Source organism: Mesorhizobium sanjuanii, assembly GCF_002529485.1.
GTDB lineage: Bacteria > Pseudomonadota > Alphaproteobacteria > Rhizobiales > Rhizobiaceae > Mesorhizobium > Mesorhizobium sanjuanii.
In genome coordinates this window covers 13,180-36,653 of sequence record NZ_NWQG01000084.1, presented here as the reverse complement: position 1 = coordinate 36,653, position 23,474 = coordinate 13,180, and the positions used below count along the sequence as shown (strand labels likewise).

Here is a 23,474-nt window from a genome sequence, read left to right as displayed (position 1 = left end):
GAATGCATGGCAGGGCTTCTCGCTCTATCCAGAACCATTGACCGTGTGAACGAGTTCATCGGCAAATGGGTGTCGTGGCTGATCCTGATTTCGATACTGGTCAGTGCGGCCAACGCCATCATCCGCAAGGTGTTCGATACATCTTCGAACGCCTGGCTGGAATTGCAGTGGTATCTGTTCGGCGCCGCCTTCATGCTCGCCGCCGCCTACACGCTGAAGCAGAACGACCATATCCGTATCGACATCGTCTACGGCATGTTCCCGCGCCGCGTGCAGCACTGGATCGACCTTCTCGGTCACCTCTTCTTCCTGATGCCGTTCGTGACCTTGATGGTGATCTATTTCGTCCCCTATGTGTCGCTGTCCTTCCGCAGCGGCGAAATGTCGAACAATTCCGGCGGGCTGATCATCTGGCCGGCCAAGGCCATCCTGCTGGTTGGCTTCTTCCTGCTGGCGCTCCAGGGCATCTCCGAGATCATCAAGAAGATCGCCATCATGCGCGGCGACATGGACGATCCCAACCCGTTCATATCGGCACATGAACAGGCCGAACTCGAAGCCAAGGCGCTCGCTGACGAAGCGAAGGCGCTCGCCGGAGAGGTGCGCTCGTGATCGAGTTCATTGCCCAGAACATGGCGCCGATCATGTTCGCATCGCTGGTCATCTTCCTGCTGATCGGCTATCCCGTCGCCTTCTCGCTCGCCGCCAACGGCCTGCTGTTCTTCTTCATTGGCGTGCTGCTGACGCCCTATTCGGGCGGAGCGATAAATCTCGCCTGGCCTCTGCTCTATGCGCTGCCGGACAATTTCTACGGCAGCCGGGTGATGTCGAACGACACGCTGCTGGCCATTCCGTTCTTCACTTTCATGGGCATCGTGCTCGAACGCTCCGGCATGGCCGAGGACCTGCTCGACACGATCGGCCAGTTGTTCGGGCCGATCCGCGGCGGGCTTGCCTATGCCGTGATCTTCGTCGGCGCGCTGCTGGCCGCGACCACCGGCGTGGTGGCGGCCTCGGTGATCGCCATGGGGCTGATCTCGCTGCCGATCATGCTGCGCTACGGCTATGACCGTCGGGTGGCGGCCGGCGTCATTGCCGCATCGGGCACGCTGGCCCAGATCATCCCGCCATCGCTGGTGCTGATCATTCTCGCCGACCAGCTCGGCCGCTCGGTCGGCGACATGTATGCCGGAGCGCTGATCCCCGGCCTGGTTCTGACCGGCCTTTACACCTCGTACGTCCTGATCATGTCGATCGTCCGGCCGAAGTCGATGCCGGCCCTGCCACTGGAAGCACGCACGCTCGGCCATGGTGTGCTGTCCTTGCTGGCGGCGGTGCTGGCTTCGGTCGTGGTTTCATACGCCGCCTACCGCTACCTGGCGCCGGCGCACGGCGACAACGCCGACATCCTCGGAGCCGCCATCGGCGTTATCTTCATCTATATCGTGGCGATCGCCGACCAGCGGCTGAATATCAACATGATGTCGCGACTGGCGCAGCAAGTGGTGATCGTGCTGATCCCACCGCTGGCGCTGATCTTCCTGGTGCTCGGCACCATCTTCCTCGGCATCGCCACCCCGACCGAGGGCGGCGCCATGGGCGCGGTCGGCGCACTGGCGATGGCGGCTGTGAAGGGACGGCTGTCACTCGACGTGATCAAGCAGGCACTGGCCTCGACAACCAGGCTGTCGTCCTTCGTGCTGTTCATCCTGATCGGCGCACGAGTGTTTTCGCTCACCTTCTACGGCGTCAATGGACAGGTCTGGGTCGAGCACCTTCTGACCTCGCTGCCGGGTGGCGAAGTGGGCTTCCTGATCGGCGTCAACATCCTGGTCTTCGTGCTCGCCTTCTTCCTCGATTTCTTCGAACTCGCCTTCATCATCGTGCCGCTGCTGGCGCCTGCCGCCGACAAGCTCGGCATCGACCTGATCTGGTTCGGCGTGCTGCTTGGCGTCAACATGCAGACCTCCTTCATGCATCCGCCCTTCGGCTTTGCGCTGTTCTATCTGCGCTCGGTCGCAGCGCGCGTGCCCTATCTCGATCGGCTCACCGGCAAGCAGATCGCGCCGGTAACCACGGGCCAGATCTATTGGGGGGCGGTGCCCTTCGTCTGCATCCAGGTCATCATGATCGGGCTGACCATAGCCTTCCCGCAGATGGTGATGCGCTACAAGGGCACGCCGGTCGACCCCGGCACCATCGATTACCAGGTGCCGGAAACGCCCGGCACCGGCCTGTCGCCGCTCGGCACACCACCGCCAGCCAATGGCGGCGCCGCCCCGGCCGCGCCGGCTGCACCGGACTTGTCGCAGCCGCCGAATTTCGGCGACGCACCACCTGCCAAACCGGCGGCGCCAGCGCCGGATCTGTCGCAGCCGCCAAGCTTCAACTGATGCCAACGGTGACAAAGCCATGAGAGCGGTGCGGCTGGAAGCGATCGGGAGCATCGCGCTACGCGAAGTCGCCAAGCCCGTCCCAGGACCAGACGATCTCCTGGTGCGGGTCGAAGCCTGCGGCGTCTGCGGCACCGACCGCCATCTGTTCCACGGCGAGTTCCCCTGCAAACCGCCGGTGACGCCGGGACATGAATTCTCGGGCATCGTCGAGGCGATGGGCGGTGCTGTATCGGGATACTCCGTCGGTGACCGCGTCACCGGCGATCCCAACATCGCTTGCGGGCGCTGCCCGCATTGTCGTGCCGGCCGGGTCAATCTGTGCAGCAATCTCTGCGCCATTGGCATCCATCGTGACGGCGGCTTCGCCGACTATGTCCTGCTGCCGCAGAAGCAGGCCTTCCTGCTGCCCAGAGACATCAAACCCACGCATGGCGCGTTCTGCGAACCGCTTGGCTGCTGCCTGCATGGCGTGGACCTGGCCGAAATCAGGCCCGGCGCCTCGGTTGTCGTGCTGGGCGGCGGTGTGATCGGCTTGCTTACCGTGCAACTGGCGAAGCTCGCCGGGGCAAGGACCATCATCTTGTCGACACGCCAGGCCTCGCGGCGTGCGCTTGCCGAGGAATTGGGCGCTACGGCGACGGTCGATCCGGGTGCAGGCGATGTCATCGAAATGATCGCCGGTCCGTCGGGCCTGATACCCGGTGGCGTCGATGTGGTGTTCGAATGCGCGGGCGTGCGCGACACTGTCGAACAATCCATGCGGCTGGCCAAGGCGGGCGGTACGGTCATCATCGTCGGTGTGACACCGCAAGGTATGAAAGCTGCGTTCGAGCCCTTCGACCTCTTGTTCCGCGAGTTGCAGGTGCTGGGCTCCTTCCTCAATCCCTACACTCACGGCCGCGCGGCTGAGCTCATCGCCACGGGCGCGATCGAGATCGACAGGTTGATCTCGAGGCAGGTGCCGCTTGGGGAGGCCGCCGCCGTGATCGCAAACCCACCCGCGCCCGGTGAGGTCAAGGTGCTGGTGGTGCCACAGCAACGTTGAGCCGCCTTCGACGATCGACGTCCCGGCACAAGTTGGAAACTAGTTCCGGATGCTGGGCAAGGAAAAGAAAAACCCCGGGCAAGCTAACCCGGGGTCTCTCTGAATGAAGAGTGATCGAACGCTACAGTTTGCCGTTGCGCTGCTGGACCATCATGAAGGTGTCGTAATTGTATTCGGCCACCTGCGCCCAGAGATAGTGCTCCTTGCGGAAGGCCTTGATGGAGTCCCAGATCTTCTTGAACGGCGCATTCGTGGCCTCCATCTCGGCATAGACCTCGTTCGCCTTTTCGAAACAGGCCGCCATGATGTCCTGGCTGAACGGACGCAGTTTGGCGCCGCCGGACACCAGCCGCTTCACCGCCGCCGGATTGAGATAGTCATATTTCTGCAGCATGTTGGCGTCGGCCGCCTGCGCGGCGGTGTGGACCAGCGACTTGTAGGCCGGCGAAAGCTCTTCGTATTTCGCCTTGTTGAACATCAGATGGACCGTCGGTCCGCCTTCCCACCAGCCGGGATAGTAATAGTAGGGCGCGACCTTGTAGAAGCCGAGCTTCTCGTCGTCATAGGGGCCGACCCATTCGGCGGCGTCGATCGTGCCTTTTTCCAGAGCGGGGTAGATGTCTCCGCCGGCGATCTGCTGCGGCACGACGCCGAGCTTCTGCACCACTTTGCCGGCAAAGCCGCCAATGCGCATCTTGAGGCCGGAGAGGTCGGCGACGGTGTTGATCTCCTTGCGGAACCAGCCGCCCATCTGCACGCCGGTGTTGCCGCCCGGCAGGCCGAAAAGCCCTTGCGTGGCCAGGAACTCGTTAAACAGGTCGATGCCGCCGCCATGATAATGCCAGGCATTGATGCCACGAGCATTGAGCGAGAACGGCACGGCGGCGCCCAGCGCCCATGTCGGGTCCTTGCCCCAGTAATAATATGCCACCGTATGGCAGGCTTCGACAGTACCGGCAGTGGTGGCATCCGCGACCTGCAAGCCGGGCACAAGCTCGCCCGAGGCGAAGACCTGAACCTGGAAGTTGCCGTCGGTCGCTTCCGACAGCATCTTGGAAAACACCTCGGCGCCGCCATAGATCGTATCGAGCGATTTCGGGAAGGACGACGCAAGCCGCCACGTCACCTTCGGATTGGACTGGGCGATTGCCGGCGCGGCAAGCGCTGCGGTAGCGGCCGCGGCGCCGACGCCGGTTACGCCGGCCTTGCGGATGAATGATCGACGATCCATGCACTTCCTCCCTTTCGGATCACAAGCCGACGTTCGGGAAAATCCTCATGTCCCCGGTCGGCCTGGCGGAAACAATACACAGGCAAGAAGTCGAGTCCAGCACGGCAGCCGAACCGAGCGCTGCTCCTGCAACTATAGTCTAACGCCTTCCGTGTGGCCCATGCGACACGCTAAAACTTGCCATGGCAAAGCGCCTTCGGATCGCCTATTTTACAGGCAGAATATGTCCTTGCACTGAATGGAATCCGGATCAAAAATGCAGCAGCCGCTCGTCGCCATATCGACCGACGTCCGCCAGTTCGACAACTACACCTGGCATGCCGCCCCGCAGCAATATCTGGAGGCGGCCCTCTCAGGCGCCGGTGTGTTCCCTGTGTTGGTGCCGTCCTTCGGCGACCGGCTCGACTTCGACGAGCTGCTGTCCTCGGTCGACGGCGTCATGGTCACCGGCTCGAAGTCCAATGTGCACCCTTCGCTCTATGGCGGCGACGCCAGCGAAGCCAACGGCCCCTACGATCCGGCCCGTGACGCCACCACGCTGCCGCTGATCCGCAGGGCGATCGAGCGCGGCGTGCCATTGCTTGCCATCTGCCGCGGCATCCAGGAGATGAATGTGGCGCTGGGCGGCTCGCTGGCCACCGAAATCCAGGAGCGGGAGGGATCGCACGACCACCGCGCGCCGGTGAGCGACAACCAGGATGAGCGTTTCGCCATCCACCAGACCATTTCAATCAAGCCGGGAACCTGTCTCGCCGGTGTCTTCGGCGCTGGCGACATCAAGGTCAATTCATTGCACCGTCAGGGGATCGACCGGCTCGGCTCGAAACTGCAGATCGAGGCGGTTGCCGCCGACGGCACTGTTGAGGCGGTTTCGGTTCGCGACGCCCGCGCGTTCGCGGTCGGCGTCCAGTGGCATCCCGAATACTGGGTCAAGTCGGACAGCGCCTCGGCCAAGATATTCCGCGCCTTCGGCGATGCGGTGCGCCTGCACGCGGCGGCGAGAGCCGGTGCGCGGGCGGCGGCTGAGTAAGTCAGAAATGAGATCCAAAATCATTTCAAAGCGTTAAGCCAGCGTTAACAGGTGTGGCAGGCCCTTGCTCAGCGCCGTGCCTTGACTTTTTCAGTCTCCGGCACGGGGGTGAGCGCCCGTCCTTGCGAGAACCAGGAAACCAGATTGTCGACGCACAGATCCGCCATGGCGCTGCGGGTGTGCTCGGAAGCCGAGCCGACATGGGGCAGAAGCGACATGTTTGGCGCGTCGAGCAGCGGCTGAGGCACGTTCGGTTCGTCGGCGAAGACATCGAGCCCGGCGGCGGCGATGGTTTTGTTGGCGAGTGCCGCGGCAAGTGCTGCCTCGTCCACAGTGCTGCCACGGCCGATATTGATGAAGACGCCGTTCGGGCCAAGCGCCTCAAGGATTTCGGCATTGACCGCCTTTTCGGTCGAGGCGCCGCCTGGCGCCACCGAGATCAGTGTGTCGACCGCGCTGGCCAAGCCTTTCAGCGTCGGGTGGTAGTCATAGGACAGGCCTTCGACACGGCGCCGGTTGTGGTAGGCGATCGACGACAGGCCGAACGCCTCCAGCCGCCGGGCAATGGCGAGGCCGATCCGGCCCATTCCGAAAATGCCAATCGTGCGGCCGCGCAAGGTCAGTCGGCTCAAGGGATAGTTGCCCTCGCGCACCCAGCTGCCGTCGCGCAGCCAGGTCTCGGCGCGCGGCAATTCGCGGATGGTATTTATCAGAAGCCCGAGCGCCGTGTCAGCGACCTCCTCGGTCAGTACGTCAGGCGTGTTGGTGACCATGATGCCGCGCTGCGCGGCATGGCGGGCATCGACCGAATCGTAGCCGACGCCGAAATTGGCGATGATCTCGAGGTTTGGCAGCGCGTCGATTAAGGCAGCATTGATGCCTCCGAACGAGGCAATGCCGCGCACCGTCCGGCGTATGTCATCGGTCACCAGGGATGGATCGGCGCGCTCGATCTTGACCTGCCGGAACGTTCGGTCGATGCGACCGATCGCATGGTCGTTGAATTGGCCCGGCACCAGAATGGCGACGGGCAGTGATTGTTCGGTCTTTGTCATGCACGCTCCACCGGTTTGCCGGTCGACTGGCGCACATGCAGTTCCGGCTTGATCAGTTCCTGCGACGGCCGCACCGTCTGTCCGTTGAGTTTGTCGAGCAAGGCGCTGGCGGCGCGACGGCCGACTTCGCGCTGGCCGTTCCAGACCGTGGTCAGCGCCGGTGTCGCGATTGCCGCCTCCTCGAGATCGTCATAGCCGGTGACCGATATGTCGATACCCGGCACCAGCCCGGCCCGCGCTATGCCGTTCATCAGACCGATGGCGACGAGATCATTCCAGCAGCAGGCGGCGGTCGGCTTGTCTTTCAGCGCTAAAAACTGTCCAGCCGCCTCGAAACCGGCCTGCTTGGTGCGCGGGCCGGCAATGCGCCACGATGGCCTGACCTCGAGCCCAGCCGCCTCCATGGCGTTGACATAACCCTGGTAACGATCGCGGCCGGTCGAGGTCTGGTCGGTGCCGCCGATCATGGCGATGCGCTTGTGGCCGAGCGAGATCAGATGGTTGGTGGCAAGCCCGGTGCCATAGGCGTCGTCGCCGCGAAACACCGGCACGTCGGCGCCCTCGACGGTGCGCGCGATCAAAACCGCCGGCAGGCCGTTTTCCTCGGCCATCAGGATGTCGGCGGCCGGCGTGCCGATGGCCGGCGACATGATGACACCGTCGGCGCCGAGCTGCAAAAGCGTGTCGATGAAGGTGCGCTGCTTTTCGAGCTGGTCGTAATGGTTCGACAGGATGAAGGTTTGCCGGCTGCGGTCGAGCTCGCTTTCGATCGAGCGCAGGATCTCGGCGAAGAAGGGGTTCATGATGTCGTGGACGACGACGCCGACGATGCCCGAGCGCGAGGTGCGCAGGCTGGCGGCGCGGCGGTTGTAGATATAGCCGATGGCGCGGGCGTGCTCCTTGATGCGGTCGCGCGTGGCGCCGGCGACCAGCGGGCTGTCACGCAGCGCTAGCGAAACCGTCGCCGTGGACACGCCCAGCGCATCCGCGATCGTCGAAAGCTTGATCTTCTGTGCCAGCCCTTCGCTCCCCGATCGTTTTTTTAAACTGTTTAAAGGCGGCGTTATGCCATCGATCGGCAGCAAATCAAAGTTTTTTCGCCAGCGTTTCCGCCTCCGCGTCCAGTGCTGCGTGATTGCGCAGGCGAAGCCGGTGTTCGCGATGGACGATATAGAGGCCGCTGGCGACGATGACGGCGGCGCCAATGAGCGTCCAGCGGTCGGGAAACTGGTCGAAGACGAGCCAGCCGGAAATGATCATCCAGATCATCTGCGAATACGGATAGGGAGCGAGCGCCGTGGTGGTTGCAAGCCGATAGGCCTGCACCAGGAGCCAGTGGCCGATGCCGCCGAAGACGCCCAGCATCAGCAGGATGAACCAATGCCAGCCGTCATGGGGCAGGGAAAATGAGAATGGAAGCAGGGGCAAAAGCACAACGGCCGGCGCCAGCGCCGAAAACAGGATGAGGCTCTCGGAGGTTTCCGTCGCGGCCAGGCGACGCGTCATGATGACGTAGAAGCAATTCGACAGTATCGAGCAAATGGCGAAGACATGCCCGATGCCGAAGGCGCCGATGCCCGGGCGGGTGATGATGAGGACCCCGACAAAGCCCGTCAGGATTGCCAGCCAGCGGCGCCAGCCCGCCCATTCGCCAAGCAGCGGACCGGCGAGTGCCGTGATCACCATCGGCCCGAAGAAATAGATCGACGTGGTTTCCGCCAGTTGCAGGGTCTGCAGCGCCAGAACGTTGAAAATGGTCGAGCCGAACAGGAACAGACCGCGCGCAACCTGCGCCGGCAGGTTGACGGGGCGAAAGCGTGCCGGCTCATGCCATCCGCGCAGAAACGCGCCGACCAGCAGGACATGGACGGCAAAGCGAACCCAGGCGACGATCAGCGCCGAGACGCCGGCAAGGACAAGATATTTGCTGCTGGTATCGAGGAAGGTGAAGAATACATAGACCGAAAGCATGCAAAGAATCGCCGCCGGAGGCGTCGCGCTTTCTGGATGTCTTTGGGAAGGATTCACTTGCAGGCCGGGAAAAGCTGGGCTGAAACGCACCTTTGCGGCAATTGAAGCGTTCCGGCAAGGCAAAAGCGGCTGGCATAACAATACGTGCCTACAGGCTTAGCCCTTGCGTGTCGTTATCCATCACTCCGACGATCCAGTTCGACCTTAAGCAGTCTTTTCAGTTCGAATTCTTTCTTGTTTGGTAGGCCGATCCAAGAGCGGGAGGACGATGTGCCGGATCGATGGATTGAGACCTTCCAAGGCGAGCGCCAGCATCAGTTATACGACCTCTACAGCAAAGAATGGTGGACGAATGGGCGACAGTTTGAAGATGTCATCAGGATGGTTGAGCATTCCGACTTAGCAATCGGCCTCTGTTCGGATAGCGACCAGCTGGTTGGATTCGCCCGTGTGCTGACGGACTACACGTTCAAAGCGATGATTTTTGATGTGATCGTGCATTCTGATTTTCGTGGACAGCAGCTTGGACGAGCAATCATCAATCGGATCATTGACCACGAAACACTGACAGAAGTGCGCAGTTTTGAACTCTACTGCCCCGACAACCTCATCCCGTTCTATAGTAAACTGGGCTTTGCAAAAGGAACTGCGAGTCTCTTGTTTCGGGAGCGGTAAGCATTCGTCTTCTGACCGCGTGGCTGCCATCGATGGAGTTTTGGCCCTCTAGGCGTGCATGCGGGCGCCCTTGGTGATCTTGTCGACCAGCTTCTTGTCGGCGCGCAATGCGATGCCGACGACTTTGGCGTCGTCGGGCGTGAATTCGGCAAAGACGGCGCGGTTGGCGACATCGTGGCCTGTCGAGAACATCTCCTCGACATAGAGCGACGTCGTCACGGCGCGCTCCAGCGCCCGCCGGTGGATCGCGGCAAGCGTCGGCTGGTCGGCCGAAAGCACAATGACCGGCTGGATCGAGAGCGGATTGTAGAGATTGCCGGCGCGGTCCCGGTAGGGCTCACCGATGATCTCAGGATATTGTGCGACGATGCCGCTGGTCAGGAAAGCAGTGACATTGAGCTTCTGCCAGACGGGAAGGTCATCCCTGAGCACGATTGCAAATTTCGTATCGAACATGAGACAGTCACCAGAACATGGTTGAAGCGATGCCGCACGATCTAGGCCAGCAGGCCCGCCAGGGTCTTGAACGTTTGTGCACGAGCGCGGCCGAAGATTGCATCGTCTCGGCGCCCGGCGCTGCCGGCATGGAGCGCATCGAGGCGCGGTTCCATGGCAGCGCGTTCGATCTCCACCGCCATGACACCTATGCGATCGGGGTGACGCTCTCCGGCGTGCAGCGCTTCCGCTATCGCGGCGCGATGCAGCACAGCCTGCCTGGCCAGGTCATCGTGCTCCATCCCGACGAATTGCACGATGGCGGCGCCGGCACCGAGGATGGTTTGCGCTACCGGATGCTCTATCTCGAGCCGTCGCTGATGCTGGACTGCCTCGGCGGCGCATCGCTGCCTTTCGTCAGGGAGGCCGTGGTGAGCGACCACGCTTTCTGCACGACGCTGCTTTCGGCGCTGGCACCGCTGGACCGGGAACTGGACGAGCTGTTTGTCGCCGATTTCATGGTGCAGCTCACGCAATGCCTTCGGCGGCACGCCGGCCAGCCGGCTAAGCCTATGGCAAAGACGGCCTGGCGCGCCGCAAGCCTGGCGCGGGATTATCTGGAGGACAATGCCTGGCGCACTGTGCGCTCCGAAGAGTTGGAGGCGATCACCGGGCTCGACCGCTACAGGCTGTCGCGGCACTTCCGCGCCACCTTCTCGACCAGCCCGCACCGCTTCCTGCTCATGCGGCGGCTGCAACGGGCGCGCCGGATGATCGAGGCGAACGAGCCGCTGGCGGAGATCGCCATCGCCGCCGGTTTCAGCGACCAGAGCCATTTTATCAGGCATTTCAAGAAGGCATTCGGCGTCACACCGGGACGTTGGTCGGCGCTGATCCGCCGATCGCCAATGGCGAGCTGATGCAGGTCGCCCAAAGTGTGCAAACAGCAGGCCCTCAATCAGTCGTCGAGGTCGGTGTCATCGTCGAGGAGCACCATCTCCTCGTTGGAAAGATTGGCCTCGATGCGGGCGAGCAATTTGAACAGCGCCTTCTGGTCCTTCTTGTCGAGGCCCTTCAGCGCCTGCTTTTCGGTCTTTTTCACCGATTTTTCAATAGCGTGAATGATTTCGCGGCCGGTGTCGGTCAGGAAGATATGCGCCTGACGGGCATCGTTCACCGAAGCGCGCTTTTCCAGGAAGCCTTGCGCCTGCAGCCGGTTGATGGTCTTGGTGATGGTCGGCGGACGCACGCCGAGGCGGCCGGCGAGATTGCCGGGCGTCTGGCCGTCCTCGCGATCGAGCGCCAGCATGATCTGATCCTGCCCGGCATAGAAGCCGTGCGCCAGGAGTCGCGCGGCGAGTGCCGTTCGCGCCAGCCGCGCCGCCGAATGCAGCCGGCTCATTGTCGCAGTCTTGTCCGCCTTGGCCATGGTCATCCCTCTTCGGCCGAACCGGTGCGGGCAGCATAGAAGCTGCCGGCCGGTTGGCAATCGACGATCAAAAGAATCCGGCGCCGAGAAACAGCTTTGCCGGCAAGCATTGCGATGTCCGCCGTGGTGATGCCAGATGTTTATTTCAGTTAGATGACAAACGACTTTTGGGACGGCAGGACTTTCCCCTGAGCATGGGCGGCTCCCAGATGGGGCTCAGCCGGCCTTCACCGCTACGACCAGTATCCTCCGCCTCGCGCAAGGCGGCCTGCGACAAGGGTCCGGCACGGCGCGCTACGCCGTCTCGCGCATTCGTTCGTTATAGGGCGAGACGATCGAAAAGATCTGATCGCTCAAGCCTTCGCGAAAGAACATCTGGCCGGTCATCACCGATCGTTCGTCGGGAAGACCTTGAAGTGGATGTGGGTGGCGCGGCCGCGATACGATCCATTTGGGCCGGCGATCCGTTTAGCTATCGGTTTGCCGCGTGCAAAAGCCGGGCACACACCCTATATGGAGCCGACAATCTCCTTTTCGAGGCCCAAGCATGAGCGATGCACAGACGACGCAGATACCCGTAACCGTTCTCACCGGCTATCTCGGCGCCGGCAAGACGACGCTGCTCAATCGCATCCTCTCGGAAAACCATGGCAAGCGCTATGCCGTCATCGTCAACGAGTTCGGCGAGATCGGCATCGACAATGAGCTGATCGTGGAATCCGACGAGGAAATCTACGAGATGAACAATGGTTGCGTCTGCTGCACGGTGCGCGGCGACCTGATCCGTGTCGTCGAAGGTCTGATGCGCCGGCCCGGCCGCTTCGATGCCATCGTGGTCGAAACGACCGGCCTCGCCGATCCCGTGCCGGTGGCGCAGACCTTCTTCATGGACGACGACGTGCGCTCCAAGACCAAGCTCGACGCAGTGGTGGCGCTGGTCGACGCCAAGCATCTGCCGCTGCGGCTGAAGGATTCCCGGGAAGCCGAGGACCAGATCGCCTTTGCCGATGTCGTCGTGCTCAACAAGACCGATCTGGTGACGCCGGAAGAGCTCGCCAAGGTCGAGGCGACGATCCGCGCCATAAACCCGGCGGCCAGGATCCATCGCACGACGCGCGCCGGCGTGGCGCTGTCGGAGGTTCTCGATCGCGGCGCCTTCGATCTTGCCCGGGCTCTGGAGAACGACCCGCATTTCCTCGAGGCGCATGACGAACATGATCATCATGATCACGACCATCACGATCACGATGGCCACGATCACCACCACCATGATCACGACGGGCATCGCCATCACGCCCACGCTTCCGACATCCATGACGTGACGGTGCAGTCGGTGTCGCTGCGCGGCGGCGAGATGGACCCGAAGAAATTCTTCCCGTGGATCGAGAAGGTCACCCAGATGGAGGGGCCGAACATCCTGCGGCTGAAGGGCATCATCGCGCTCAAGGGGGATGACGAGCGCTATGTCATCCAGGGCGTGCACATGATCATCGAGGGCGACCATCAGCGCGCCTGGAAGGATGGCGAGAAGCACGAAAGCCGGCTGGTGTTCATCGGCCGCGAACTCGATGCCGAGCGCCTGAAGAAGAGTTTCGAAGCCTGCCAGGCGGCTTGATCTGGCAGCCCTTTGTTCCTTCTCCCTTCTTGTGGGAGAAGGAACTGCCGCAACGCGGGCGCCCTCTCACGACGATCCGAGGTACGGGTTGAGCCCCGCAGATCAACCCCTTAAGGGTGAGGGCAGCAGAAACCTGGAATGGAATAGCTTCCCGTGCCCACAGTCGCCCCGCTCGATCTCGAAGGCCATTGCGTCGCCGCCGTCTTCCTCGGCGACGTGCCGCATTTCGCGCTGGCCGACGGCACAGTCCACCGGCTCGACCATGGCCACAAGACCGTGCAGGCCAATGACGGCTTGCTCGCCGCCTTCCATAACGTGGCTAACGACCGGCTGATCACCGGCGGCGAGGACGGCAAGGTGTTTGCTATCACCGCCGGCGGCGAGGCAGCGGAATTGGCGAGTGCCGGCAAGAAATGGATCACCAGCGTCGCCGCCGGGCCGCAGGGCGCCATCGCTTTCGCCTCAGGCAAAACCGCCTATGTACGCTTTGCTGACGGCAAGACCCGGGAGTTCGTGCATCCGCGCTCGGTCGAGGGGCTGGCCTTTTCGCCCAAGGGCATGCGCTTCGGCGTTGCCCGCTACAATGGCGCGACGCTGCATTTCCCGGCAGCCGAGGGCAAGCCGGTCGAGCTCGAATGGGCCGGCGCCCACACCGGCATCACATTCTCGCCGGACGGCGCCTTCCTCGTCACCACCATGCAGGAGAACGCGCTGCATGGCTGGAAGCTCGCCGACGGCAAGCACATGCGCATGAGCGGCTATCCCGGCAAGGTCAAAAGCCTGTCGTGGAGCGCCAAGGGCAAATGGCTGGCGAGTTCCGGCGCGCCGGCGGCGATCGTCTGGCCGTTTTCGAGCAAGGACGGGCCGATGGGCAAGGCGCCGCTGGAGCTCGGCACGCGCGGCAACGCCATGGTGACATCAGTCGCCTGCCATCCAAGCCAGGATGTGGTCGCCATCGGCTATGACGATGGCATGGTGATGGCGGTGCGCTTTGCCGACGCCAAGGAAGTGCTGCTGCGCCGGCCAGGCAAGGGCGCCATCACTTCGATGATGTGGGACAGGCAAGAGCGCCGCGTTGTCTTCGGTAGCGCCGCTGGCGACTGCGGCGTCATCGATATCTCCGCCTAGTTCGGGAAAAGTTATTCGGCTCCACAGGATACCTTGCCTTTGAGTTCAACCGGCTTGCCATCCTTGTCCGCGTCCGCCGCGGCGTCATAGATAGCCAGCGTATATTGGCCGTCATAGACGCCCTCGTCGCTGGTCTTGGTCAGGATTGTCAGTTCAACATGATTGTAGGTGTCTGCGAGCTGGTGCTCGCGGTAGATGTTCAGCCGCAATTCCTTGCCGTCGAGCCAGTATTGCGCCAGGTTTGAATCCTCAAAGACCGCCTTGCGCAGACTGTCGCCGGCCGGTCGGGCCTTGATTTCGAGATCGCCGCGAAAATTGAAGGTCGGCCCGCCCATGCCCCTTGTAACGCCGGCCTCGACCTGAAATTCCACGGCCGTATCGTCGGCGGAACACCAGATGCCGCCGCTCGCGAAGGCCGTGCCGACCGACGACAGCAGCACTGTTACGCAGATGATTCCCCGCATTTTCTACCCCCAAGCCACGAACCCTGTCCCATTGACGCCGGAAGACGATCCGGGGTCAAGCATCAGTTCTCTTCACCGTGGTCGCTGAACTATTGCAGGGCCGCGCGGCCAATTGCGGTTCCGGATGCCAACTGGCTAGAATGACGCACGAGAGAGAACCCTCATGGATACGATCGACCATTCGAAGACCGCGGCCGGCGGCATCAGCGCCGCCCGTATCGCTGAGCTGCGCAAGGTAGAGGCTGCCGTCTTCCGCCAAGCGCGGCCGAAATCGGCGGCAAAGGTCGGCAACGGCCTGCCCGGTTTCTTCGGTGGCGTGCCGATGCACTGGATGAACGACTGGCCGACGCCCTTCCCGATCCTGGTCGACAGCGCCAGGGGCGCCACGATCACCGATATCGACGGCAACCGGCTGGACGATTTCTGCCTTGGCGACACCGGCTCGATGTTCGGCCATTCGCCGCCGCCGGTCGCCCGCGCCATCGGCCGGCAGGCCGGACGTGGCCTGACCTACATGCTGCCTTCGGAAGATGCGCTGGCCATCGGCCCGCTGCTGCGACAGCGCTTCGGCCTGCCTTTCTGGCAGATCGCGACGACGGCGACCGACGCCAACCGCTTTGCGCTGCGCGTTGCCCGCGCCGTCACCGGCCGCGAGAAGATCCTGGTCTTCAACGGCTGTTATCACGGCTCCGTCGACGAGACGATGGTGCGGCTGGTCGTCGGCAGGCCGGCCAACCGGCCCGGACTGGCCGGAGAATTCCGCGACCTGACAAGGGCGACCGAAATCATCGAGTTCAACGACCTGCCGGCGCTTGAGGCGGCGCTCCGGAACAGGGATATCGCCTGCATCATCACCGAGCCGGTGCTGACCAATTCCTGCATGGTGCTGCCGGAACGCGGCTTCCACGATGCGTTGCGGCGGTTCACAAGTGCGGCTGGTACGCTGCTTCTGATCGATGAGACGCACACGATCTCGACCGGTCCCGGCGGCTACACCAGGACATACGGGCTGGAGCCGGACCTGTTCGTGCTGGGCAAGCCGATCGCCGGCGGTGTGCCGGCCAGCGTGTGGGGGATGAGCGCAGACGTCGCCACGCGCTATGCCGACTATATCAGGACCAAGGAGCCAGGCTATTCCGGCATGGGCACGACGCTGTCGGCCAATCCGCTGCAATTCGCGGCAATGCGCGCCACGCTGGAAGAGGTGATGACCGACGAGGCCTACACCCATATGGACCGGCTGGCGCGGCGGCTCGACGCCGGGTTGACCGCCGTTATAGACCGCTACCGCCTGCCCTGGCATGTCGCGCGTGTCGGTGCCCGCGTCGAGTTCATCTGCGCGCCCGGTCCGCTGAGAAACGGCGGCGAAGCGGAGGCGGCGCATGCGCCCGACCTCGAAGCGGCGATCCACGTCGCGCTGGTCAATCTGGGCGTGCTGATTGCACCCTTCCACAACATGATGCTGATCTCGCCGGCGACGAGTGCGGCCCAGGTGAACCGGCTGATCACCGCCTTCGCCGCGGTTGCGGCGAGGCTCACGGCGTGAGACAAGCTTGCGGCATGAGAGAAGCACGCAAGCCGGACTTGAGTTCCATCATCACCTCGCCTTCGGGTTCCACGCCCGCCGAGGCGCAGGCCTTTCTTGACGCACACCCGGAAATCGAAGCCTTCGATATCGTGCTGACCGACGCCAACGGTGTCGGCCGCGGCAAGATCGTGCGCCGGCACGAGTTGATGAGCATCTTCGAAGGCGGCCGGCATATGCCGATCTCGATCCTCGGCCTCGATATCACCGGCGAGGACGTGCACGAGACCGGGCTGATCTGGGCGACCGGCGACGGCGATCTCAGGGCATGGCCGATCCCCGGCACGCTGGTGCCGCTCTACGGCACGCAGCCGCCGCGCGGCCAGGTGCTGATGGCGATGTACCATCTCGACGGCCAGCCGATGTCGTCGGATCCACGGCTGGCGCTGGCCAGGCAGGTGGACATAATGGCCGCCAAGGGCCTCTATCCGGCCGGCGCCTTCGAGCTCGAATTCTTTCTGCTCGCCAACGACCGCGATGGCGACGGCAAAGTGCAGCCGGCGCATGCCGTGCTCGACGGCCGTCGCTCGGCCAAGACGGAAGTCTACTCCGTCGACCATCTGCACGGCATGGAGCCGCTGTTTTCCGACATCTATGCGGCAGCGAAGACGCAAGGCATTCCGGCCGAGACGGTCATTTCCGAATATGCGCCGGGCCAGTACGAATTGACGCTCAACTACCGCAAGGATGTGATGCGGGCGGCCGACGACCTCGTCATGCTGAAGCGGCTGGTGCGGGCACAAGCGCGCCGTCACGGCGTCACCGCTTGCTTCATGGCAAAGCCGATCGAGAAATATGCCGGCTCCGGCATGCATTTCCACGTCTCGCTGCAGGACAAGCAGGGCCGCAACGTCTTTGCCGAAGCCGGCGGCGAAAGCTGGTCGCTGCCGTTGCTGCAGGGGCTCGGTGGTCTCATCCAGACCATGGCAGAATCGATGCTGGTGTTTGCGCCGCACGCCAATTCATGGCGACGCTTCGTTTCGCAATCCTACGCCCCGGTGGCACCGACCTGGGGCGTCAACAACCGTTCGGTGGCGCTGCGCGTGCCGGCGGGTGACGCCAAGAACCGGCGCATCGAGCACCGGCCGTCAGGCGTCGACGCCAATCCCTATCTGGTGGCGGCGACGGTGCTGGCAGGCATAGTCAAGGGGCTGGATGAAGGCCTCGATCCCGGCCCCGAAACCACCGGCAACGGCTATGAGTCGTCCGAGACCCAGACCAGCATGCCGGTGGACTGGCGCGCCGCGATCGAGGCGGCACGGGCATCAAGCTTCCTGAAGGGCGCGCTTGGCGAAGACCTCCACCGGACCTTCGTGGCGATCAAGCAATCCGAATATCTGCGCGTGGCACGCACGGTCAGCGAATTGGATTATCATCTCTATCTGCACGAGGTGTAGTTCCGGACGATCTGACTGGACGGGCAGCGATCACTTTTTCGCGCCCTATGTCAAATGTGATAGCGCAACAGCGGTCTAGAACATATCATGAACATATGTCAGCGCTTCCTGTTCGCGAAAAGCTCGCAATCCTGTCCGATGCAGCCAAATACGATGCGTCCTGCGCCTCGTCAGGCTCGGCCAAACGCGATTCGCTTAAATCCGGCGGCATCGGCTCCACCGAGGGGATGGGCATCTGCCATTCCTACGCGCCGGACGGCCGCTGTATTTCGCTGCTGAAGATTCTGCTTACCAACTTCTGCATTTATGACTGCAGCTACTGCATAAACCGCTCGTCCTCGAATGTGCGCCGCGCCCGCTTCACGATCGACGAGGTGGTGAGGCTGACGATGGATTTCTACCGGCGCAACTACATCGAAGGCCTGTTCCTGTCCTCGGGCGTCATCCGCTCACCGGACGAAACGATGGGCGAGATGGTGGAGGTGGCGCGGCGGCTCAGGCTTGACGAGAAATTCTCCGGCTACATTCACCTAAAGACCATTCCCGAAAGTTCGCCGGAACTGATCGAAAAGGCAGGTCTTTATGCCGACCGGCTGTCGATCAATGTCGAGCTGCCGACAGACGAAGGCGTGAGGAAACTGGCGCCGGAAAAGAAGCCGGAAACGATCCGACTCTCCATGGCCAGGCTGCGCCAGAAGATGGAAGAAAAAGCCGCGCCGACGCTAAGGACCAAAAAGCGCGAGCGCTTTGCGCCGGGCGGCCAGTCGACGCAGATGATCGTCGGCGCCGACAAGACCTCCGACGACGGCATCCTGCAGGCCAGCGCGCGGCTCTACGGCAGCTACCATCTGCGGCGCGTCTACTATTCCGCCTTCAGTCCGATCCCGGATTCGTCATCATCCCTGCCGTTGCAGAAACCGCCGCTGATGCGCGAACACCGGCTTTACCAGGCCGACTGGCTGATGCGCTTCTATGGATTTTCACAGCCGGAGATTCTAGACGGGAGCAGCGACGGCATGCTCGACCTCGCCATTGACCCCAAGCTGGCCTGGGCATTGCGCAACCGCGGACGATTTCCGGTCGACATCAATCGCGCCGACCGCGAAGCGCTGCTACGCATTCCAGGTCTCGGCACGAAGGTGATCGCTAAAATCCTGGCGACCCGCCGCCACCGGCGGCTGCGGCTCGAAGATGTCGGGCGCCTCTGCCATTCGATCGCCAAGCTGAGGCCGTTCATCGTTGCCGAAGGTTGGTCGCCGGGCACGCTCACCGACACGCAAGGCCTGCGCGACAAGATCGTGCGATCCTGCGAACAACTCTCGCTGTTTTGACCATGCATAGGCCAACCATCCGAACCGACGAGCTCGATCTTGCCACGCATATTGTTTGGCTCGATAGCGAAACCGATTTTGCCGGTTGGCGCGACGCGGCACGGCAACTGGCGCTGAACGAGATCGCGCCCGACGACATAGGCTGGCACGTCACCCCGAGCTCCAGTCAGCGCCGGAACAGGTTGCCGGCTGTCCCGCCTGATGCGCGGCTCGTCGTGCCACGCGAATTCATCGAGCATGCAGAAACGGCCTTCTGCCACTCCGATCCCGATCGTTTCGCTTTCCTCTACCGGTTCCTGTGGCGGCTTCGCACCGAACCGAAGCTGCTTGCCATCGCGTCGGATGGCGATACGAGGCGCCTCGAGACCATGGAAAAGGCGGTTCGGCGCGACATCCACAAGATGCGCGCCTTTGTGCGCTTCCGAAGGATCGGCGAGGGTACCGATGAGCGCTATGTCGCCTGGTTCGAGCCCGATCATTTCATCGTCGAGCGCAATGCAGCTTTCTTCGTCAGGCGCTTCACTGGCATGTGCTGGACCATTCTGACGCCGCATGCTTCCGCCGACTGGGATGGCGAACGACTGGCGATCGGGCCCGGTGCGGCCAAGGGCGATGCGCCGGCGCAGGACGATACCGAGGCGCTGTGGCGCACCTACTTCGAAAACATCTTTAATCCGGCACGGCTGAAGGTGAAGGCGATGCAGAAGGAGATGCCGAAGAAATATTGGCGGAACCTTCCCGAGGCTTCGCTCATTCCAGAGCTGATCGCGGGAGCGGACAAGGCCGCCAAGGATATGATTGCCAGAATGCCAACCACGCCGGCGCCGCACCACGCCAAGGTGCAGGCCAAGCACTGGTCAAGGCGCGAGCCGGCCGAGGCACCCGATGATGACGCAAGCTCGATCTCCGAATTGCGCGAGGCCGCCAAGGGTTGCCGGCGATGCCCGCTGTGGCGTGACGCGACACAGACGGTTTTCGGCGAAGGGCCTGATGACGCAGGTGTGGTTTTCGTCGGCGAACAGCCGGGCGATCAGGAGGATCTGGCTGGCAAACCATTCGTCGGCCCGGCCGGCAAAGTCTTTGATGCCATACTGGACGATGCGGTTGTTGACCGACAGAAAGTCTACGTCACCAACGCGGTCAAGCATTTCAAGTTCGAGCCGCGCGGCAAGCGCCGCATCCATTCCAAGCCGAATGCCGGCGAGGTGCAGGCCTGCCGCTGGTGGCTCGACAGGGAGCTCGAACTGATCAAACCCAATCTGGTGGTGGCGCTCGGCGCGACTGCGGCGCAGTCGCTGCTCGGCAAAGCCGTGCCGGTGACGAAAATGCGCGGCGAGGTGATGCAGCGCGAGGACGGCCTGCGCGTGTTCATCACCATTCATCCTTCCTTCATCCTGCGCATCCGTGAGCCGGCCGACAAGGAAGCCGAGCGCGAGCGCTTCTTGCAGGACATGAAGGCGGTGAGGAGGCTGATGGCGGCCTGAAGGTTCGGACGCACCTATCTGATGAATATCGCTCTGAGATCGTTCACATTCGTCCCGGTCGGGCCCGGCACGAAAAGATCGCCTGTCGCATTGAAGGCGGTCCAGGCATTGTTGCCGGCAAGCATGGCCTTGGCATCGACGCCCGATGCCCGCATCCGCGACACCGTCGAACCGTCGGCAAAGGCGCCGGCATTGTCTTCAGAGCCGTCGATGCCGTCGGTGTCGGCGGCCAGCGCGTGGACATCTCCCGCACCGCTGATGCCAATGGCGAAGGCGAGCAGGAACTCCGAGTTGCGGCCACCCTTGCCTTTTGCCCGCACCGTCACAGTCGTTTCGCCGCCGGACAGGATGAGCACCGGCTTGGCGAAAGGCCGGTTGCGTGTCGCCACCTCGCGCGCGATGGCGGCATGGACGCCGCCGACCTCGCGCGCCTCGCCCTCAATGGAATCGGACAGGATGACTGCCTTGATGCCCTGGCGTCGGGCTTCCGCTGAAGCGGCTTCCAGCGACACGCCGGCCGAGGCGATCAGATGCACCTCATTGCGCGAAAAGCGCGGATCGTCGGCGTGCGGCGCATCGGCTGCCGGCGAATTGATGTGCGCCATGACGGAGGCCGGCAGTTTCATGCCATAGGCGGCGATCGAGGCCAGGGCGTCTTCGCGGCTGCCGGCATCCGGCACGGTCGGGCCGGAGGCAACCAGAGCCGGATTGTCGCCGGGAATGTCGGAAACGACCAGCGACACCACTTTAGCCGGATGAGCAGCGGCCGCCAGCCTGCCACCCTTGATGGTGGAAAGATGCTTGCGGATGGTGTTCATCGCCGCGATCGGCGCGCCCGAGGCGAGCAGCGCTTCGTTGACGGCGATCTCGTCGGCTAGCGTCAGGCCGTCTGCTGGCGAAGGCAGCAGCGCCGAGCCGCCACCCGAAATCAGCGCCACGACCAGATCGTCCTCGGTCAAGCCCTGGACCTTCGCCAGCAGCCGACGCGCGGCCTCGAGACCGGCCGCGTCCGGCACCGGATGCGCCGCTTCGATAATCTCGATGCGCTGGCATTTGGCGCCGTAGCCGTAGCGGGTGACGACCAGCCCGTCGATCGGCCCATCCCAGACCTTCTCGAAAGCCGCCGCCATCTGCGCCGAACCCTTGCCAGCGCCAATGACGATGGTGCGCCCCTTTGGTTTTGCCGGCAAATGATCCCTTATGGTTCGCTCGGGATCGGCGGCGGCCACAGCGGCGTTGAAGATGGCGGTGAGGAAAAGTTTGGGGTCGATCTCTGTCATTTTGCTTCCGGCGGCAATGCCAAATCGCGCCCGTCAATGCCGAGATGCTCGCACAATGCGTCGACGACCACGCCATGGTCCTCGCGCTCGGGCAGACCGGAGACGGCGATCACGCCGACGACGCCGGCGCCCTTGACCGTGATGGGAAAACCGCCGCCGGCCATCACATAGTCGGCAATGTCCAACCCCTCGCCGACCTTGAAGCTGCGGTCGGGGCGCTGCTGCTCCAGAACCATGCGATAGGTGCTCTTGAGGTAGCGTCGCACCACATTGATCTTGCGCCGCGCCCAATCCGGATTGGAGGCGTTGGAGCCAGGCATGGCGGCATAGAACAGCGGCCGGTCGAAGGTTCTGATATCGACGATGATGGGCAGGTCTTGCCGGAGCGCCCGATCGCGGATCGCCGAGCCGATCTGGAAGGCGACGGCCTCGTCGAAGGCCGGGAAGACGAGCGTGGCTTCCTGTTTCTTGATCAGAGCGATGTCATCCGCAACGGCCATGTCGTTTCCCTGTCAATTTCGCCGCACGCTTTGACCGATGGCTGCCGCCGGGTCAAGCGATGAGTAGTGTCAAGCGATGAGTGGTGACAGGCGACCAGCAGGGAGCGCGCTAAGTCGCCATGTCGCTCTTCGCCGCCCGGCCCGCGACATAGACCTCGCGCACGGCGCGGTCGTCGCCCAATGTCTGCAGCAGAAACAGTTCCTCCGCCAGGGTCTCAATGGTTTCCATCCTGAGCCGCATCGCTGGCGTGGCGCGCGCGTCGAGCACGACGATGTCGGCGTCAGTATCCAGGTCCAGCGTGCCGACCTTTTCCACGACCGACAGCGCCTCGGCATTGCCGCGGGTGAGCTGCCAGAAGGACTGGAACGGGTTGAGCTTCTCGCCGTTCAGCGCGATGACCTTGTAACCCTCATCCATGGTGCGCAGCATGGAATAGTTGGTGCCGCCGCCGACATCGGTGGCGGCGGCGATGCGGAGTGCCTTGTCACGACTGCGGAAGCGCTGATAGTCGAACAGGCCAGAGCCGAGGAACAGGTTCGACGTCGGGCAGAAGACCGCAATCGATCCCGCATCCGAAATCGCATCGGCTTCGCGTTCCGACAGATGGATGCAATGGCCGAGCAGGCTTCTTTTTCCCAGCAGCCCGTAGTGTTCGTAGACGTCGGTGTAGTCGCGCAATTGCGGGTAAAGTTCTCGGGTAAAGGCGATCTCGGCGTGGTTTTCCGAAAGATGCGTCTGCATGTGCAGATCGGGATGCTCGCGGCAGAGCGCGCCCGCCATCTCCAGCTGCTCGGGCGACGAGGTGATGGCGAAGCGCGGCGTGATGGCATAAAGCTGGCGCCCCTTGCCATGCCATTCCTCGATCAGCGCCTTGCTGTCGTCATAGCCCGATTGCGGCGTGTCGAGCACGCCTTCAGGCGCGTTGCGGTCCATCATCACCTTGCCGGCGATGTTGAGCATGTTGCGGTGATGCGACTCGGCAAAGAAAGCCTCGGCCGACGCCTTGTGCACCGAACAATAGGCGGCGACCGTCGTCGTGCCATGTCTCACCATCTCGTCGAGGAACAGCCTGGCGATGCGGCGGCCGTGCTGGGCGTTCCGGAATTTCGTTTCCTCGGGAAACGTGTAGGTGTTCAACCAGTCGAGCAGTTCGGCGCCATAGGATGCGATGACCTGCATCTGCGGAAAATGCGCATGCGCATCGATGAAGCCCGGCAACAGCAAATGCGGCCTGTGGTCGATTTCTTCGACCCCTTGGCCGGCCTGTTTCTCGACCTCGGCATAGGCGCCGGCAGCGACGATCCGGCCGTCGCGGATGAGCAGGCCGCCATCGCCCTCGTAGCGCCAGGCGGCATGATCGTCGATGGTCTCGGGCCAGCGCAGGAAGGACAGCGTGCGGCCGCGCAAAAGTATGGAAGTCAT

22 protein-coding genes are annotated in these 23,474 nt (G+C 63.0%); 12 read left to right on the top strand and 10 right to left on the bottom strand.

The window, feature by feature from the left end:
* Positions 1-6: 6 nt before the first annotated feature.
* From CN311_RS14530 to CN311_RS14520, 3 genes are read left to right on the top strand one after another with little or no spacing between them, the layout of a single operon-like run.
* The gene (locus CN311_RS14530; RefSeq protein WP_097574513.1) at positions 7-612 is read left to right on the top strand and encodes a TRAP transporter small permease subunit; all 606 of its coding nucleotides are present in this window, start codon (positions 7-9) and stop codon (positions 610-612) included.
* Positions 609-2,393 carry a TRAP transporter large permease gene (locus CN311_RS14525; protein WP_208866496.1) on the top strand — a complete coding sequence of 595 codons (1,785 nt, stop codon included), beginning with the start codon at positions 609-611 and terminating at the stop codon, positions 2,391-2,393. The genes CN311_RS14530 and CN311_RS14525 overlap by 4 nt, the downstream gene beginning before the upstream one ends.
* 19 nt (positions 2,394-2,412) lie before the next feature.
* Complete coding sequence (locus tag CN311_RS14520) at positions 2,413-3,441, top strand: zinc-dependent alcohol dehydrogenase family protein (RefSeq protein WP_097574470.1); 1,029 nt, start codon at positions 2,413-2,415, stop codon at positions 3,439-3,441.
* A gap of 121 nt (positions 3,442-3,562) precedes the next feature.
* On the opposite strand, the gene CN311_RS14515 is transcribed toward CN311_RS14520, so the two are convergent.
* Positions 3,563-4,672 (bottom strand): TRAP transporter substrate-binding protein, encoded by a 1,110-nt coding sequence (locus CN311_RS14515; RefSeq protein ID WP_097574468.1) that lies wholly within the window; start codon positions 4,670-4,672, stop codon positions 3,563-3,565.
* Positions 4,673-4,928: 256 nt separating this feature from the next.
* On the opposite strand from CN311_RS14515, the gene CN311_RS14510 reads away from it, so the two are divergent.
* The gene (locus CN311_RS14510; RefSeq protein ID WP_097574466.1) at positions 4,929-5,702 is read left to right on the top strand and encodes a gamma-glutamyl-gamma-aminobutyrate hydrolase family protein; all 774 of its coding nucleotides are present in this window, start codon (positions 4,929-4,931) and stop codon (positions 5,700-5,702) included.
* 68 nt (positions 5,703-5,770) lie between these two features.
* Here the strand turns inward: CN311_RS14510 and CN311_RS14505 are convergent, their stop codons facing one another.
* The 3 genes from CN311_RS14505 to CN311_RS14495 all read right to left on the bottom strand — a co-directional run bounded on the left by CN311_RS14505 (position 5,771) and on the right by CN311_RS14495 (position 8,728).
* Positions 5,771-6,757: a 2-hydroxyacid dehydrogenase gene (locus CN311_RS14505; RefSeq protein ID WP_097574464.1), complete on the bottom strand. Its 987-nt coding sequence runs from the start codon at positions 6,755-6,757 to the stop codon at positions 5,771-5,773.
* Complete coding sequence (locus tag CN311_RS14500; RefSeq protein WP_097574511.1) at positions 6,754-7,776, bottom strand: LacI family DNA-binding transcriptional regulator; 1,023 nt, start codon at positions 7,774-7,776, stop codon at positions 6,754-6,756. The genes CN311_RS14505 and CN311_RS14500 overlap by 4 nt, the downstream gene beginning before the upstream one ends.
* Before the next feature lie 67 nt (positions 7,777-7,843).
* Positions 7,844-8,728 carry a DMT family transporter gene (locus tag CN311_RS14495; protein WP_165779705.1) on the bottom strand — a complete coding sequence of 295 codons (885 nt, stop codon included), beginning with the start codon at positions 8,726-8,728 and terminating at the stop codon, positions 7,844-7,846.
* Positions 8,729-8,998: 270 nt separating this feature from the next.
* On the opposite strand from CN311_RS14495, the gene CN311_RS14490 reads away from it, so the two are divergent.
* Positions 8,999-9,403, top strand: a complete 405-nt coding sequence (locus tag CN311_RS14490; protein WP_097574510.1) for a GNAT family N-acetyltransferase — start codon at positions 8,999-9,001, stop codon at positions 9,401-9,403.
* Between the two features lie 48 nt (positions 9,404-9,451).
* Here the strand turns inward: CN311_RS14490 and CN311_RS14485 are convergent, their stop codons facing one another.
* A complete protein-coding gene (locus CN311_RS14485) occupies positions 9,452-9,859 on the bottom strand; it encodes a DUF2000 family protein (RefSeq protein ID WP_097574460.1) in 408 nt (135 codons plus the stop codon).
* A 29-nt stretch (positions 9,860-9,888) separates the two neighbouring features.
* On the opposite strand from CN311_RS14485, the gene CN311_RS14480 reads away from it, so the two are divergent.
* A complete protein-coding gene (locus tag CN311_RS14480; RefSeq protein ID WP_097574509.1) occupies positions 9,889-10,758 on the top strand; it encodes an AraC family transcriptional regulator in 870 nt (289 codons plus the stop codon).
* Between the two features lie 38 nt (positions 10,759-10,796).
* On the opposite strand, the gene CN311_RS14475 is transcribed toward CN311_RS14480, so the two are convergent.
* Positions 10,797-11,267 (bottom strand): MarR family winged helix-turn-helix transcriptional regulator, encoded by a 471-nt coding sequence (locus CN311_RS14475; protein WP_008872554.1) that lies wholly within the window; start codon positions 11,265-11,267, stop codon positions 10,797-10,799.
* 547 nt (positions 11,268-11,814) lie between these two features.
* Between CN311_RS14475 and CN311_RS14465 the strand changes: the two genes are divergently transcribed.
* A complete protein-coding gene (locus CN311_RS14465) occupies positions 11,815-12,882 on the top strand; it encodes a CobW family GTP-binding protein (protein WP_097574458.1) in 1,068 nt (355 codons plus the stop codon).
* A 153-nt stretch (positions 12,883-13,035) separates the two neighbouring features.
* Entirely contained in the window at positions 13,036-14,010 is a 975-nt protein-coding gene (locus CN311_RS14460; RefSeq protein WP_097574457.1) for a WD40 repeat domain-containing protein, read from the top strand.
* Between the two features lie 11 nt (positions 14,011-14,021).
* On the opposite strand, the gene CN311_RS14455 is transcribed toward CN311_RS14460, so the two are convergent.
* A complete protein-coding gene (locus tag CN311_RS14455) occupies positions 14,022-14,474 on the bottom strand; it encodes a hypothetical protein (protein ID WP_097574455.1) in 453 nt (150 codons plus the stop codon).
* A 163-nt stretch (positions 14,475-14,637) separates the two neighbouring features.
* On the opposite strand from CN311_RS14455, the gene CN311_RS14450 reads away from it, so the two are divergent.
* The 4 genes from CN311_RS14450 to CN311_RS14435 all read left to right on the top strand — a co-directional run bounded on the left by CN311_RS14450 (position 14,638) and on the right by CN311_RS14435 (position 20,271).
* Positions 14,638-16,020 carry an aspartate aminotransferase family protein gene (locus tag CN311_RS14450; RefSeq protein ID WP_097574454.1) on the top strand — a complete coding sequence of 461 codons (1,383 nt, stop codon included), beginning with the start codon at positions 14,638-14,640 and terminating at the stop codon, positions 16,018-16,020.
* 14 nt (positions 16,021-16,034) lie between these two features.
* A complete protein-coding gene (locus CN311_RS14445; RefSeq protein ID WP_097574452.1) occupies positions 16,035-17,456 on the top strand; it encodes a glutamine synthetase family protein in 1,422 nt (473 codons plus the stop codon).
* 95 nt (positions 17,457-17,551) lie between these two features.
* Positions 17,552-18,787 carry a putative DNA modification/repair radical SAM protein gene (locus tag CN311_RS14440; protein ID WP_097574451.1) on the top strand — a complete coding sequence of 412 codons (1,236 nt, stop codon included), beginning with the start codon at positions 17,552-17,554 and terminating at the stop codon, positions 18,785-18,787.
* Positions 18,788-18,789: 2 nt separating this feature from the next.
* Positions 18,790-20,271: a UdgX family uracil-DNA binding protein gene (locus CN311_RS14435; protein WP_165779704.1), complete on the top strand. Its 1,482-nt coding sequence runs from the start codon at positions 18,790-18,792 to the stop codon at positions 20,269-20,271.
* 14 nt (positions 20,272-20,285) lie between these two features.
* Here CN311_RS14435 and CN311_RS14430 read toward each other — a convergent pair whose 3' ends face one another.
* The 3 genes from CN311_RS14430 to guaD form a co-directional block, all read right to left on the bottom strand.
* Positions 20,286-21,551 carry a glycerate kinase type-2 family protein gene (locus CN311_RS14430; RefSeq protein WP_097574450.1) on the bottom strand — a complete coding sequence of 422 codons (1,266 nt, stop codon included), beginning with the start codon at positions 21,549-21,551 and terminating at the stop codon, positions 20,286-20,288.
* Positions 21,548-22,051, bottom strand: coding sequence for a heme-degrading domain-containing protein (locus CN311_RS14425; RefSeq protein WP_097574449.1), 504 nt, complete (start codon positions 22,049-22,051; stop codon positions 21,548-21,550). Before CN311_RS14425 ends, CN311_RS14430 begins: the two co-directional genes overlap by 4 nt.
* A gap of 109 nt (positions 22,052-22,160) precedes the next feature.
* Positions 22,161-23,474, bottom strand: coding sequence for a guanine deaminase (guaD, locus tag CN311_RS14420; protein ID WP_097574448.1), 1,314 nt, complete (start codon positions 23,472-23,474; stop codon positions 22,161-22,163).

Bases quoted from the DNA above. Each gene is read 5' to 3' on its own strand.
- CN311_RS14515 (WP_097574468.1), bottom strand. From the start codon at position 4,672: ATGGATCGTCGATCATTCATCCGCAAGGCCGGCGTAACCGGCGTCGGC.
- CN311_RS14530 (WP_097574513.1), top strand. From the start codon at position 7: ATGGCAGGGCTTCTCGCTCTATCCAGAACCATTGACCGTGTGAACGAG.
- CN311_RS14430 (WP_097574450.1), bottom strand. From the start codon at position 21,551: ATGACAGAGATCGACCCCAAACTTTTCCTCACCGCCATCTTCAACGCC.
- CN311_RS14465 (WP_097574458.1), top strand. From the start codon at position 11,815: ATGAGCGATGCACAGACGACGCAGATACCCGTAACCGTTCTCACCGGC.
- CN311_RS14425 (WP_097574449.1), bottom strand. From the start codon at position 22,051: ATGGCCGTTGCGGATGACATCGCTCTGATCAAGAAACAGGAAGCCACG.
- CN311_RS14475 (WP_008872554.1), bottom strand. From the start codon at position 11,267: ATGGCCAAGGCGGACAAGACTGCGACAATGAGCCGGCTGCATTCGGCG.
- CN311_RS14480 (WP_097574509.1), top strand. From the start codon at position 9,889: ATGCCGCACGATCTAGGCCAGCAGGCCCGCCAGGGTCTTGAACGTTTG.
- CN311_RS14435 (WP_165779704.1), top strand. From the start codon at position 18,790: ATGCATAGGCCAACCATCCGAACCGACGAGCTCGATCTTGCCACGCAT.
- CN311_RS14505 (WP_097574464.1), bottom strand. From the start codon at position 6,757: ATGACAAAGACCGAACAATCACTGCCCGTCGCCATTCTGGTGCCGGGC.
- CN311_RS14445 (WP_097574452.1), top strand. From the start codon at position 16,035: ATGAGAGAAGCACGCAAGCCGGACTTGAGTTCCATCATCACCTCGCCT.
- CN311_RS14455 (WP_097574455.1), bottom strand. From the start codon at position 14,474: ATGCGGGGAATCATCTGCGTAACAGTGCTGCTGTCGTCGGTCGGCACG.
- CN311_RS14495 (WP_165779705.1), bottom strand. From the start codon at position 8,728: ATGCTTTCGGTCTATGTATTCTTCACCTTCCTCGATACCAGCAGCAAA.
- CN311_RS14520 (WP_097574470.1), top strand. From the start codon at position 2,413: ATGAGAGCGGTGCGGCTGGAAGCGATCGGGAGCATCGCGCTACGCGAA.
- CN311_RS14450 (WP_097574454.1), top strand. From the start codon at position 14,638: ATGGATACGATCGACCATTCGAAGACCGCGGCCGGCGGCATCAGCGCC.
- CN311_RS14485 (WP_097574460.1), bottom strand. From the start codon at position 9,859: ATGTTCGATACGAAATTTGCAATCGTGCTCAGGGATGACCTTCCCGTC.
- CN311_RS14510 (WP_097574466.1), top strand. From the start codon at position 4,929: ATGCAGCAGCCGCTCGTCGCCATATCGACCGACGTCCGCCAGTTCGAC.
- CN311_RS14440 (WP_097574451.1), top strand. From the start codon at position 17,552: ATGTCAGCGCTTCCTGTTCGCGAAAAGCTCGCAATCCTGTCCGATGCA.
- guaD (WP_097574448.1), bottom strand. From the start codon at position 23,474: ATGACTTCCATACTTTTGCGCGGCCGCACGCTGTCCTTCCTGCGCTGG.